Annotated in this window: 12 protein-coding genes; 9 read left to right on the top strand and 3 right to left on the bottom strand. The window is 70.8% G+C overall.

What is annotated here, in order from left to right; translation table 11 throughout:
• Positions 1-223 precede the first annotated feature (223 nt).
• Together radA and disA are read left to right on the top strand one after the other, a co-directional pair.
• The gene (gene radA / locus JIX55_RS29800; protein ID WP_257566336.1) at positions 224-1,633 is read left to right on the top strand and encodes a DNA repair protein RadA; all 1,410 of its coding nucleotides are present in this window, start codon (positions 224-226) and stop codon (positions 1,631-1,633) included.
• A gap of 81 nt (positions 1,634-1,714) precedes the next feature.
• Positions 1,715-2,839 (top strand): DNA integrity scanning diadenylate cyclase DisA, encoded by a 1,125-nt coding sequence (gene disA, locus JIX55_RS29795; protein WP_257566335.1) that lies wholly within the window; start codon positions 1,715-1,717, stop codon positions 2,837-2,839.
• Between the two features lie 87 nt (positions 2,840-2,926).
• On the opposite strand, the gene JIX55_RS29790 is transcribed toward disA, so the two are convergent.
• Complete coding sequence (locus JIX55_RS29790; RefSeq protein WP_257566334.1) at positions 2,927-3,760, bottom strand: hypothetical protein; 834 nt, start codon at positions 3,758-3,760, stop codon at positions 2,927-2,929.
• 275 nt (positions 3,761-4,035) lie between these two features.
• Between JIX55_RS29790 and JIX55_RS29785 the strand changes: the two genes are divergently transcribed.
• From JIX55_RS29785 to cseC, 6 genes are all read left to right on the top strand, one after another.
• Entirely contained in the window at positions 4,036-5,103 is a 1,068-nt protein-coding gene (locus JIX55_RS29785; protein WP_443046560.1) for an LLM class flavin-dependent oxidoreductase, read from the top strand.
• A gap of 93 nt (positions 5,104-5,196) precedes the next feature.
• A complete protein-coding gene (locus JIX55_RS29780) occupies positions 5,197-6,114 on the top strand; it encodes an A/G-specific adenine glycosylase (RefSeq protein ID WP_257566333.1) in 918 nt (305 codons plus the stop codon).
• A gap of 359 nt (positions 6,115-6,473) precedes the next feature.
• Positions 6,474-7,025 (top strand): SigE family RNA polymerase sigma factor, encoded by a 552-nt coding sequence (locus JIX55_RS29775; RefSeq protein ID WP_257566332.1) that lies wholly within the window; start codon positions 6,474-6,476, stop codon positions 7,023-7,025.
• Positions 7,013-7,690, top strand: coding sequence for a hypothetical protein (locus tag JIX55_RS29770; RefSeq protein WP_257566331.1), 678 nt, complete (start codon positions 7,013-7,015; stop codon positions 7,688-7,690). The genes JIX55_RS29775 and JIX55_RS29770 overlap by 13 nt, the downstream gene beginning before the upstream one ends.
• An 85-nt stretch (positions 7,691-7,775) precedes the next feature.
• Entirely contained in the window at positions 7,776-8,483 is a 708-nt protein-coding gene (gene cseB / locus JIX55_RS29765; RefSeq protein ID WP_257566330.1) for a two-component system response regulator CseB, read from the top strand.
• A gap of 15 nt (positions 8,484-8,498) precedes the next feature.
• Positions 8,499-9,980, top strand: a complete 1,482-nt coding sequence (gene cseC, locus JIX55_RS29760) for a two-component system sensor histidine kinase CseC (protein WP_257566329.1) — start codon at positions 8,499-8,501, stop codon at positions 9,978-9,980.
• A 138-nt stretch (positions 9,981-10,118) separates the two neighbouring features.
• Here the strand turns inward: cseC and JIX55_RS29755 are convergent, their stop codons facing one another.
• Complete coding sequence (locus JIX55_RS29755) at positions 10,119-11,729, bottom strand: MDR family MFS transporter (protein WP_257566328.1); 1,611 nt, start codon at positions 11,727-11,729, stop codon at positions 10,119-10,121.
• A gap of 196 nt (positions 11,730-11,925) precedes the next feature.
• On the opposite strand from JIX55_RS29755, the gene JIX55_RS29750 reads away from it, so the two are divergent.
• A complete protein-coding gene (locus JIX55_RS29750; protein ID WP_257566327.1) occupies positions 11,926-12,549 on the top strand; it encodes a TetR/AcrR family transcriptional regulator in 624 nt (207 codons plus the stop codon).
• A gap of 61 nt (positions 12,550-12,610) precedes the next feature.
• Here the strand turns inward: JIX55_RS29750 and JIX55_RS29745 are convergent, their stop codons facing one another.
• Positions 12,611-13,207: a M23 family metallopeptidase gene (locus JIX55_RS29745; protein WP_257566326.1), complete on the bottom strand. Its 597-nt coding sequence runs from the start codon at positions 13,205-13,207 to the stop codon at positions 12,611-12,613.
• Positions 13,208-13,395: the final 188 nt, after the last annotated feature.

Raw genomic sequence — 13,395 nt, 5'->3', positions numbered from 1 at the left:
GCGCCGGGGCTGAGCGGGGGTGGGTCACGCGGCTCGGCGCCACGAGGTGCCCCGCGCCCCGAAAGGGGCGCGGGGCACTGCGCGACCAGCCACGATCCATCCGCGGCCGCCCACGACGAGAACCCCTACGGCGAACAGGCGCCCACCGCCCCCACGCCCTCGGCCGCGCAGGCGATCCGGCCGCCCGTCGGAGACTGTCAGTGCCCTCCGTTACGGTTCGTGCATGGCTGCCCGTACGAAGACCGCGAAGGACCGGCCGTCCTACCGCTGCACAGAGTGCGGCTGGCAGACGGCCAAGTGGCTCGGCCGCTGCCCCGAATGCCAGGCCTGGGGCACGGTCGAGGAGTACGGCACGCCCGCGGTCCGTACGACGGCCCCCGGCCGGGTCACCACCTCCGCCGTCCCCATCGGCCAGGTGGACGGCCGCCAGGCCGCTGCCCGCACCACCGGAGTCCCGGAGCTCGACCGGGTCCTCGGCGGCGGCCTCGTCCCCGGCGCCGTCGCCCTCCTCGCGGGCGAACCCGGCGTGGGCAAGTCCACCCTCCTCCTCGACGTCGCGGCCAAATCCGCCAGCGCCGAACACCCGACCCTCTATGTGACGGGTGAGGAGTCCGCCAGCCAGGTCCGCCTGCGGGCCGACCGCATCAACGCCCTCCACGACCACCTCTACCTGGCCGCCGAGACCGACCTCGCCGCCGTACTGGGCCACTTGGACGCGGTCAAACCGTCCCTCCTGATCCTCGACTCGGTCCAGACGGTCGCCTCCCCCGAGATCGACGGCGCCCCCGGAGGCATGGCCCAGGTCCGCGAGGTCGCCGGCGCCCTCATCCGCGCCTCCAAGGAACGCGGCATGTCGACACTCCTCGTGGGCCATGTCACAAAGGACGGCGCGATCGCCGGGCCCCGTCTCCTGGAGCACCTCGTCGACGTGGTCCTGCACTTCGAGGGCGACCGCCACGCCCGCCTCCGCCTGGTCCGCGGCGTCAAGAACCGCTACGGCGCCACGGACGAGGTCGGCTGCTTCGAACTGCACGACGAGGGCATCACCGGTCTCACCGATCCCAGCGGCCTCTTCCTCACCCGCCGCGACGAACCGGTCCCGGGCACCTGCCTGACCGTGACCCTGGAGGGCCGCCGCCCCCTGGTCGCGGAAGTGCAGTCGCTCACAGTCGACTCGCAGCTCCCCTCCCCCCGCCGTACGACGTCCGGCCTGGAGACCTCCCGGGTCTCGATGATGCTCGCGGTCCTGGAGCAGCGCGGACGCATCAGCGCCCTCGGCAAGCGGGACATCTACTCGGCGACGGTCGGCGGCGTGAAGCTCTCGGAGCCCGCCGCGGACCTCGCGATCGCGCTCGCCCTGGCGTCCGCGGCGACCGACACCCCCCTGCCCAAGAACCTCGTGGCGATCGGCGAAGTGGGGCTCGCGGGCGAGGTCAGACGGGTGACCGGCGTCCAGCGCCGCCTCTCCGAAGCACACCGCCTCGGCTTCACGCACGCGCTCGTTCCGTCCGATCCCGGCAAGGTTCCTCCCGGTATGAAGGTCCTGGAAGTGGCCGATATGGGAGACGCGCTCCGGGTACTGCCCCGATCGCGTCGACGAGAGGCCCCACGGGACGAGGAGGACCGCCGGTAGACTTTGCCCAGGTCTCGCCCGTCCGTACGAACCACATGTGCGAAACGGGAGCACCCCAGATCCTGCGACCCGAGGAGTGCAGTGGCAGCCAACGACCGGGCAGCAGCTCCCGGAAAGTCCGGTGGGAGCTCCGGTGCCGATGGCCTGATGCGCGCCTCACTGAGCGCCGTGGCCCCAGGCACGGCCCTGCGCGACGGGCTTGAACGGATTCTCCGCGGCAACACCGGCGGACTCATCGTGCTGGGCTCCGACAAGACCGTCGAAGCCATGTGCACGGGTGGTTTCGTGCTGGATGTCGAGTTCACGGCCACGCGGCTGCGCGAGCTGTGCAAGCTGGACGGCGGCATCGTCCTGTCCTCGGACCTGTCCAAGATCCTCCGAGCGGGCGTCCAACTGGTCCCCGACCCCACGATCCCCACCGAGGAGACCGGCACCCGGCACCGCACCGCCGACCGCGTGAGCAAACAGGTCGGCTACCCGGTCGTGTCCGTCTCCCAGTCGATGCGCCTGGTCGCGCTGTACGTCGACGGACACCGGCGCGTCCTGGAGGACTCGGCGGCGATCCTGTCCCGCGCGAACCAGGCCCTGGCGACCCTGGAGCGGTACAAGCTCCGCCTGGACGAGGTGGCGGGCACCCTCTCCGCACTGGAGATCGAGGACCTGGTGACGGTCCGGGACGTCTCGGCGGTCGCCCAGCGACTGGAGATGGTCCGCCGCATCGCCACCGAAATCGCCGAATACGTGGTCGAACTGGGCACGGACGGCCGCCTGCTGGCCCTCCAGCTCGACGAGCTGATCGCGGGCGTCGAGCCGGAACGCGAGCTGGTGGTCCGGGACTACGTGCCCGAACCGACGGCCAAACGCTCCCGTACGGTCGACCAGGCCCTCCACGAACTCGACGCCCTCACCCACGCCGAGCTCCTCGAACTCCCCACCGTCGCCCGCGCCCTCGGCTACACCGGCTCCCCCGAAGGCATGGACTCCGCCGTCTCCCCTCGCGGCTTCCGCCTCCTGGCCAAGGTCCCCCGTCTCCCGGGCGCCATCATCGACCGCCTCGTCGAACACTTCGGCGGCCTCCAGAAACTCCTCGCCGCCAGCGTCGACGACCTCCAGACGGTCGACGGGGTGGGCGAGGCCCGAGCCCGCAGCGTCCGCGAGGGCCTGTCGCGTCTGGCGGAGTCGTCGATCCTGGAGAGGTACGTCTAGCCTCCGGCGGTCGGCCGGAGGCCAGTGCGACTGACCGGAAGCCCTGAATCCTGTGCGGGGCCCCGGTCGGTCCGGCTCGCTCCGCGCTCAGTCCTTCTCCAGCACGAAGGACTGCCGGGCCGTGGCCAGTCCGGGGGCCTTCGCCTCCACGAGATACGTCCCGGCCGCGGCCGAACCGGCCGACGGCGTCGCGCAGTTGGCGGCGCTGGGGTCCCTGTTCCACTCCACGGTGTAGGTGACCCGGTCTCCGGCCGGCACCTTGAACAGCAGGCTGCCCGCGGTCTCATGACAGTGGTCGGACGCCCAGAACGCGTCGTCCGCACCGGCCGCGGTGATCGTCACCACCGTGTTGTCCGGCCCGAGATCGAGCTTGCAGTCACTGCCGGAGGAGTTCCGGGCGATGAGCTCGAACGTGGGGTTCACCCCGGGCTCGTACGCGTTGCGCACACTGCGCACCGTCAGTTCCACGGCCCCGGCGGCACAGTTGGGCAGGGGGGACCCCGCCGAAACCTGCTCACCGGAACTGCTCCCGTTCTTGCCCCCGCCGTCCGACGTACCGCCCCCGGCGGCACCGGACCCGCCATCGGCGCCCCCGGCCCCGGAGTCCGCGTCGGAACCGGACCCGGAAGTGGAGCCGGTTCCCGAACTGTCGCCCCCGGAACCCGACTCGTCGCCCGACTCGTCGCGTCCGCCCGGCGCTTCACTGATCGCGGGACCGGAACCGGACGGCCCGGGGGTGATGGAGGTCGCGGGATTCTTCCCGTTGGGCTCGCCCGCGTTGTTGTCGCCGTTCCCGCCACCACTGGTGACGACCCATACGATCAGTAGCGCTAGCAGACCGACGAGGGTCAGCAGAATGGCCCTCCGACGCCAGTAGATGGAGGAGGGAAGCGGCCCGATCGGATTGCGCAGAGATCCCACGGCGCAAACTGTACGAGAGATCCGCCCCGTCGCTTGCCCCACCCGCCGCCCTGAACCTCAACTTTTCCGGATCATCATCCCGGTCGCCCTCGCCGCTGACCTGGCCGGGCGTCCCACGATCGCCGTACGTGAGCGTAGGCCCCGGGTGTGCACTGTCCGTGACCGTGCCGCGCGAGGGGCACGAACTCCCAGGCGGCCCGTATCCGTTCAGGAAATCCACGCCTGCCACAATCGACCCCACCACCGAAGCACGTCGGAGGATCTGGAGGACGACGATGGGCGGATCCGTGGAACCGACGTCGAGGCCGTTGCGGAAGCTGGGGTTTCTGACCATCGGGCTGTTCGACGAGGCCGATCCCCGCCGGGGCCACGAGTCGACCCTGGAGATCATCGAACTCGGCGAACAACTCGGCTTCGACAGCGCCTGGCTCCGCCACCGTCATCTGCAGTACGGCATCTCCTCCCCCGTCGCGGTCCTCGCGGCGGCCTCCCAGCGCACGAGCCGTATCGAACTGGGCACCGCCGTCATCCCGCTGGGCTGGGAGAACCCGCTGCGGCTCGCCGAGGACCTGGCCACGGTCGACCTCCTCTCCGGCGGCCGGCTCAACCCGGGCGTCAGTGTCGGACCGCCGATGCACTACGACACCGTCAAGCCGGTGCTCTACCCGGACACCGCCGACGCGGAGGACTTCAGCTTCGAACGGGTCCGGCGTCTCCTCGGCTTCGTACGGGGCGAGGCGGCCACCGACTTCAGCGGCACCGAGGGGTTCGAGGTCTTCTCCGACCGGGTCCAGCCGCACTCCCCAGGGCTGGGCGGCCGTATGTGGTACGGCGGCGGCAGCCTCCGGTCGGCGCGGTGGGCCGGCGAGAACGGGATGAACTTCCTGACCAGCAGCGTCGTGAAGGCGGAGGGGCCGGAGACGGCAACCGGGGCCGGGTCCGGATCCGGGGAGGTCGACTTCGCCGGCATCCAGCTCTCCCACATCCGGGAGTTCCGGGCGCATCACCCCGACGGGGAGCGCGCCCGGGTGTCGCAGGGGCTCGTGGTCATCCCCACCGACTCGGCGAGTGCCGAGCAGCGCGCCAAGTACGAGGCGTACGCGGCGAAGCGGCTGCCGCGGACCACCGCGCCGCAGGGGCCGGCACGGCTGCTCTTCGCCCCGGACCTGGTCGGCACCTCCGCCGAGATCGCCGAACAGCTGCACGCCAACGTCGCCTTCCACGAGATCGACGAGGTCGCCTTCGCGCTGCCGTTCACCTTCGACCACGAGGACTACGTCCAGATCCTCACGGACATCGCGACGAAGCTGGGCCCGGAACTGGGCCGGCGCCCGGCGGCCTGAACCCCGGGCCGCGCGCATTCTCAGCCCGCTCCCCGACCCACCCCCACCAGAACCCACGACCGGCCACCCCCGCATGGCAGGATCGACCGTGCCATGACTGCACCCACGAAGCCTCAGAGCAGCCCTGCCACCGAAGCCCCCACCGCACTGCACACCCCGGTGATCGCCTGGTTCGAGACGCATGCCCGTGATCTGCCCTGGCGGCGGCCGGAGGCCGGGCCGTGGGGGGTGATGGTCAGTGAGTTCATGCTGCAGCAGACGCCGGTCAATCGCGTCCTGCCCGTCTACGAGCAGTGGTTGGCGCGCTGGCCCCGGCCGGCGGACCTCGCGAAGGAGCCGCCGGGCGAGGCGGTGCGGGCCTGGGGCCGGCTCGGGTATCCGCGGCGCGCGCTGCGGCTGCACGGCGCGGCGGTGGCCATAACGGAACGGCACGGCGGGGACGTACCACGGGATCACGCGCAGTTGCTCGCGCTGCCGGGGATCGGCGAGTACACGGCCGCGGCGGTGGCGTCGTTCGCGTACGGGCAGCGGCACGCCGTGCTCGACACGAACGTGCGGCGCGTCTTCGCCCGCGCGGTCAGCGGCACGCAGTACCCGCCGAACGCCACCACGGCCGCCGAGCGCAAGCTGGCCCGGGCCCTGCTGCCCGAGGACGACGGCACGGCGTCCCGCTGGGCGGCCGCGTCGATGGAGCTGGGCGCGCTGGTGTGCACGGCGAAGAACGAGACGTGCCATCGCTGTCCGATCGCCGGGCAGTGCGCCTGGCGGCTCGCCGGGAAGCCCGCGCACGACGGTCCGGCGCGGCGCGGTCAGACGTACGCCGGTACCGACCGTCAGGTCCGCGGCAAGCTCCTGGCCGTACTGCGGGACGCGATCGCGCCCGTACCGCAGGCCGTTCTCGACCGGGTGTGGGACGAGCCCGTGCAGCGCGCCCGTGCCCTCGACGGACTGGTCGCCGACGGACTGGTGGAGCCCCTCCCGGGCCGCCTCTACCGTCTGCCCCTCACCTGAGAACCCGCGGTCCGCGCATCTGACACCGCACAGCCCACGCATCGCCGAGGTATCACCGCAACACAAGCCCGAGGGAAGGCAGGGCGGTGTCAGGCGGGGCGAATCGCCCCATCCCCGCCCCAAAGCCCACCCCGCGTTACCCCGTTCCTCCTTCTGTTACACAACCGACGGACAGCCGAGCGTTCTCCGCAGGCTGCCTCGGACGTCACCGTGACAACCCCTCCGTAGCTTCATTGGCGTACCGCAGGAACCCGCGAAACGAACCAGCGGATCCGGCGGAACGAGCGAGACGAAGCGGCGGACAACCGGCGGCGCGCGGATGCGCGGGCGTCGGAAACGGGGAACGGAGGCGGTTGATCATGGCGCACGGCGAGGTGCTCGCATTCGAGGAGTACGTCCGCACTCGGCAGGACGCGCTGCTGCGCAGCGCCCGCCGGCTCGTGCCGGACCCGGTGGACGCCCAGGATCTGCTGCAGACGGCGCTGGCGCGGACGTACGGCCGTTGGGACGGCATAGCGGACAAGCGGCTGGCGGACGCGTATCTGCGCCGGGTCATGATCAACACGCGGACGGAGTGGTGGCGGGCCCGGAAGCTGGAGGAGGTCCCTACCGAGCAGCTGCCGGACGCCTGCATCGAGGACTCCACCGAGCAGCACGCGGACCGCGCCCTCCTCATGGACATCATGAAGGTCCTGGCTCCCAAGCAACGCAGTGTCGTGGTGCTGCGACACTGGGAGCAGATGTCCACGGAAGAGACGGCCGCCGCCCTCGGCATGTCGGCCGGCACGGTCAAGAGCACGCTGCACCGTGCGCTGGCCCGGCTCCGCGAGGAGCTGGAGTCCCGGGACCACGAAGAGCGCGCCGCCCGTGCGCTCGAGGCGAGCGAGGAGCAGGAGCGTTGCGCGGCCTGAGCACAGCGGCCGGCCCGGGTCCAGGGGCCAGGCAGGCCACGAAGGCGGTGATCACGGCGGTGGCCGTGCTCGCCGCCCTCGGCCTTTCCGTCTCCGCCTGCGGTACGGGCGGAACCGGCGCACGCGACGAGGGGCCGGCCGACAACGACTCCCTCGCGGCGGGCGCGGCCTCGCCGTCCGCCTCCGCCTCGGTCGGCTCCGACGCCGAGCACCCGAGTGTCGATGACGTCGTCCGCATGGTCCGGGCGGACCCGCAGGTCAGCGAGACGGTGAAGAGCGACCTGAAGCCGTGCGTGGCCGACGAGTACCCGGTGGACGTGACGTACGGGGATCTGACCGGGGGTTCGGCCGACGACCTCGTGGTCAATGTGATGACCTGCGCGGACGCCGTCGGTGTGGCGTCGTACGTGTACCGCGCGGAGAAGGGGAGGTACCGCAGCGTCTTCCTCTCCGAACAGCCCCCCGTCTACGCGGAGATCGACCGGGGTGACCTCCTGGTCACCCGGCAGCTGTACGAGAATGGCGACCCGGCCTCGTATCCGTCCAGCGAGGAAGTGACCACCTACCGCTGGCTCAAGGACCGTTTCGTGCAGCAGTCCAGTAACCGCACCGAGTACAGCTCCGCGGTGGGCGGCACGGAATCGGCCGTCCCCGAACCGGGCTGAGACCGGCACCGGAGCACGAGCGCCGACCGCGACCGACTACGACCGACCCCGACCGACCCCGACCGAGAGTGAACGAGATCACCGGATGGCAGAGCAGACCCATGTCCTGTTCGTCGAGGACGACGACGTCATCCGCGAGGCCACCCAGCTCGCGCTGGAGCGGGACGGCTTCGCGGTCACGGCCATGCCCGACGGGCTGTCGGGCCTGGAGGCGTTCCGCGCGGACCGACCCGACATCGCGCTCCTCGACGTCATGGTCCCGGGTCTGGACGGGGTCTCCCTGTGCCGCCGTATCCGTGACGAGTCGACCGTCCCGGTGATCATGCTCTCCGCGCGCGCCGACTCCATCGACGTCGTGCTGGGCCTGGAGGCGGGCGCCGACGACTACGTGACCAAGCCGTTCGACGGTGCCGTCCTGGTCGCCCGGATCCGCGCGGTGCTCCGCCGCTTCGGGCACGCGAGCGGCGGCGACGCCAAGGCCGACGAGGCCGCCGGCGCCGGCACCGGCGGGGTGCTCACCTTCGGCGAGCTGGTGGTGGACACCGAGGGCATGGAGGTACGGAAGTCGGGGGTGCCGGTGGCACTGACACCGACCGAGATGCGGCTGCTCCTCGAGTTCTCGTCCGCCCCCGGCACGGTCCTGTCCCGCGACAAGCTGCTCGAACGCGTGTGGGACTACGGCTGGGGTGGCGACACCCGGGTCGTCGACGTCCACGTCCAGCGGCTCCGGACGAAGATCGGCCAGGACCGCATCGAGACGGTCCGCGGCTTCGGCTACAAGCTCAAGGCCTGAGCGGGGCGGGGTGACATGAACCTGAAGGGGATACGAGGAGGGCGGGGGCTGGAGGCCTCGGGCGCCGCCGGGCTCGGCAGCGGCTCCACCCGTCGGACCACTCCTGGGACCACCACTCCTGGGGCCGCCACCGGGGCCGTTGGCGGCCCGACGACCGGCCCCGGCTTCGCCTCCGGCATCCGCACCGGCCTGCGATGGCAGCTCAGCGCTGCGATCGCGCTGGTCGGCGCGCTGGTGGCGATCGCGCTGAGCCTGGTCGTGCACAACGCGGCGCGGGTGTCGATGCTCGACAACTCGCGCGACCTGGCCAACGAGCGCATCCAGGTCGCCCAGCGCATGTACGAGTCGGGCCGCCCCCTGAAGTCCGGCGCCTTCGGGGTGAAACTCGACGACCCCGCCATCCCGAGGGACCTGCTGACCAAGGTCGCGGAGGGCCGCCGGGCCACCTACGTGTCCGAGGGCGAGAACGGCGTGCCCGACATCTGGGCGGCCGTCCCGCTGAAGGACGGCCGCGTCCTGTCCCTGCACACCGACTTCACCGACCACAGCTCCGCGGTGATGCGGGACCTCGACCAGGCCCTGCTCATCGGTTCGATCGCGGTCGTCTTCGGCGGCTCGGCCCTCGGTGTGCTCATCGGCGGCCAGATGTCCGGCCGGCTGCGCAAGGCTGCGGCGGCCGCGCACGAGGTGGCCAAGGGCGAGTCCGACGTACGGGTCCAGGACGCGATCGGCGGTGTCCTACGCGACGAGACCGCCGAGCTGGCACGGGCCGTGGACGCCATGGCCGACACGCTGCGGCAGCGCATCGAGGCGGAGCGCCGGGTGACCGCGGACATCGCCCACGAGCTGCGTACGCCGGTGACCGGCCTCCTGACGGCCGCGGAACTCCTCCCCCCGGGCCGCCCCTCCGAACTGGTCCGTGACCGGGCTCAGGCGATGCGCACGCTCGTCGAGGACGTGCTGGAGGTGGCCCGCCTCGACGGGGCCTCCGAGCGGGCCGAGCTGCAGGACATCATGCTGGGCGAGTTCGTGGCCCGGCGGGTGGCGGCGAAGGACGCGGGGGTGCGCGTACAGATCGTGCACGAGTCGGCGGTCACGACGGCCCCCCGCCGCCTCGAACGCGTCCTCCTGAACCTCCTCGCCAACGCGGCGAAGCACGGCAGGCCGCCGATCGAGGTCTCCGTCGAGGGCCGCGTGATCCGCGTCCGCGACCACGGCCCCGGCTTCCCCGAGGAGCTCCTCGCCGACGGCCCCCGCCGCTTCCGCACCGGCGCCTCCGACCGCGCCGGGCAGGGCCACGGCCTGGGCCTCACCATCGCCGCCGGCCAGGCCCGCGTCCTGGGCGCCCGCCTGACCTTCCGCAACGTCCGCCCACCCGGCTCCCCGGACGACGTACCGGCCGAGGGAGCGGTAGCCGTCCTCTGGCTCCCGGAACACGCCCCGACCAACACGGGCAGCTACCCGATGCTGCCGTTGTCAGGCGATGCGGCGGGCTGACCGAGGGCCGAAGGGCATCGAGAACATGGGGCGCGCCCGGTGCTTTTCAGGGGCGCGGGGAACTGCGTCGCGATCAACCACACACAACCCGCACCCGCCATCGAACCGAACCCCCGGCCCAAGGCGCGCCCACCCGCATCAGACAGCCATCGTCTCCTTGGCCCCGGCGGCCCCACTGCCGGCCTCCTCCGGACCGGACCCCCCGGCCCCCCGCAGCGGCACCTCCTTGACGAACACCGCGGCCACCAACGCCACCACAGCCAGAACCGCCCCCAGCAAAAACGCCGAATGCGTCCCCGAAGCCACGGCGTACTGATATGCCTCCCGCGCCGCCACCGGCAGCTTCGCCAGACTCGCCGCATCCAGCTGTGCCGACTGCTCGGTGACCTTGGACCCCAATGCCCCGGCCCGCTCGGTCATCACATCCTGCACCCGGCTGTTGAACAGCGCCCCCATGATCGCGACCCCGAAGGACGACCCGAGCGTCCGGGCCAGCGTGGTCGTGGACGACGCGACCCCCATGTCCTTCATCTCCACGCTGTTCTGCGCCACGAGCATGGTGATCTGCATCAGACACCCCATACCGGCACCCAGCACAGCCATGAACACCCCGGACGTCACCCGACTCGTACCGGTGTCCATCTGCGCCAGCAGAAACAGGCCCACGATCATCAGAACGCTCCCGACGACCGGGAAGACCTTGTACCGCCCGCTCCCCGTGGTCACCCGCCCGGCGATCATCGACACCGCGAGCATCGCCCCCAGCATCGGCAGCAACAGCAGCCCGGAGTTGGTCGCGGACGCCCCCTGCACGGACTGCTGGTACAGCGGCAGGAACAGCACCGCCCCGAACATCACGAACCCGGTGAAGAACCCGATCACGGACATCAGCGTGAAGTTCCGGTTGCGGAAGATGTGCAGCGGTATCACCGGCTCCGCCGCCCGGGTCTGTACGAACAGGAACCCGATCAGCGAGGCCACCCCGATCGCGATCAGCTCCATGATGACGGCCGACCCCCAGGCGTACTCGGTCCCGCCCCACGTCGTGACCAGCACGATCGCGGTGATGCCGACGGTCAGCAGCGTCGCGCCCAGGTAGTCGATGTTCCGCGCCGACCGCCCCTCCCGCGACGGCTTCGGCAGATGCAGTACGGCGCTGACGGCGATCAGCGCCACGACGCCGAGCGGCAGGTTGATGTAGAAGGACCAGCGCCATCCCCAGTGGTCGGTGATGAACCCGCCGACCAGCGGTCCGGCGATCATGGCGAAGGCCATCACGCCCGCCATCATCCCCTGGTACTTGCCCCGCTCCCGCGGCGGTATCAGATCACCGATGATTGCCATGACGCCGACCATCAGCCCGCCGGCCCCGAGCCCCTGCACCGCGCGGAACGCGATCAGCTGGCCCATGTCCTGGGCCATCCCGCTCAGCGCCGACCCGATCAGGAAGATCACGATAGAGGTCATGAAGACCCGCTTGCGGCCGTAGAGGTCGCCGAGCTTGCCCCAGATGGGGGTGGAGGCGGCCGTCGCAAGCGTGTACGCGGTGACGACCCAGGCGAGGTGTTCCAGGCCCCCGAGGTCGCCCACGATCGTCGGCATCGCGGTCCCGATGATCATGTTGTCGAGCATCGCGAGCAGCATGGCGATCATGAGCGCGAGCAACACGACCCGCACGCTGCGCGGCCGCGGCCCGTCCGTCCCACCGCCCGCCCCGCCGCTCGCTTCCCTCTTGGTTTCCGCGTCCATAACGGTCCTCCACTCCCCCCGGAGCCTTGCGCACTTGTCTGCCGCGCTCTCGCCCGCCGGGCACTTACTTGCCGCCCGGCTAGTTGTCTACACTCAGGGAAGCTAGGTCTCTAACTAGCCGGGCGTCAAGTAAGTTCGACGGGATTGGCCGAGGCTTGACCGACTCAGGCCTTCCGTGACGGCGAGGAGTACGAGGATGAGCGGCACGACAGACGACGTCACGGCGGACGTCGATGACCCGACGCCCAAGCGGCAGCGTCGCGGCAACACCCGTCAGCGCATCCAGGACATCGCCCTCGAACTCTTCGCCGAGCAGGGATACGAGAAGACCTCGCTGCGGGAGATCGCCGAGCGCCTGGACGTGACCAAGGCGGCGCTCTACTACCACTTCAAGACCAAGGAAGACATCCTCGTCAGTCTCTTCCAGGACCTGCAGCGCCCGATCGACGAACTGATCGAGTGGGCGGGCACCCAGCCGCGCACCCTCGACACCAAGCGGGAGATCCTCCGCCGCTACAGCGTGGCCCTGGCAGACGTGGCCCCCCTCTTCCGCTTCATGCAGGAGAACCAGGCGACGGTACGCGAGCTGAGCGTCGGCGAGACGTTCAAGGACCGCATGATCCGCCTGATCGACACCATCAAGGAACCGGACGCCGCCCTGACCGACCAGGTCCGCTGCACGAGCGCCCTGTTCACCATGCACATCGGCATGTTCGCCCTCCAGGACGTCGAAGGCGACCCCGAGGACAAGCGCGAGGCAGTCCTGGAGGTCGCTGTCGATCTGGTGACACAGGCGCACGCCGGCGCCCAAAGCCCTTGAGGGCCACCGCATATGACGTCGTACGGCGTGAACCGTACGACGTCACTCCGCCGGGCCCGGCTCAGACGGTGACGCCCTTGGTGCGGAGGAAGGCGACCGGGTCGACGGCGGAGCCGTAGCCCGCGGTCGTACGGATCTCGAAGTGCAGGTGCGGCCCGCTGGAGTTACCGGTGTTGCCGGAGAAGGCGATGCGCTGCCCGGTCTTGACGACCTGCCCGACCTTCACGTTCACCTTCGAGAGATGGGCGTACTGGGAGAAGGTGCCGTTGCCGTGCTTGATGACGACGGCGTTGCCGTAGGCGGGGCCGTCACCGGCGCCGTTGCCGCCGGCCTTCACCACGGTTCCGCCGTGCGCGGCGGCGACCGCCGTACCGCTCTTGACGGCGAAGTCCTGCCCGCTGTGCTTCGCCGACCACATGTTCCCGGCCTGCGCGAACCGCGCGCTCAGCTTGTACCCCTTGACCGGGCTGACCCAGGAGGCCGTCTTCTTGGCAGCGGCGGCCTGGACGGTGCCGGTGCTCGCCGCCTGGGCGCCTCCGGCGGCGGCCGCGACCCCGACCCCCAACACACCCGAGACCCCCATCCCGACGGCCACCACGGCGGCCCGGACACGGAGCTGGGACATACGGGAACGGGGAGTGCGAACACGCTGCGACATAGGGGTACCTCACGGGGAACGGAGACAAGGACGGTGCCCTCGACGGACACGAATCCACCCGGCACACATCTGCGACCGCCGAGCGGGACAACCCCTTGGTACCCCTACTGCCCTAAACCGCCCAAACGTGTGACCTACGAAGGAAGGCCGTACTCCATCCGAAATACCACCACTTCTTGACATCACCC

Origin of the sequence: Streptomyces sp. DSM 40750 (assembly GCF_024612035.1) — a bacterium.
Lineage (GTDB): Bacteria > Actinomycetota > Actinomycetes > Streptomycetales > Streptomycetaceae > Streptomyces.
Note: the sequence above shows the minus strand (reverse complement) of the source record. Positions and strands in the feature narration are given on the sequence as shown.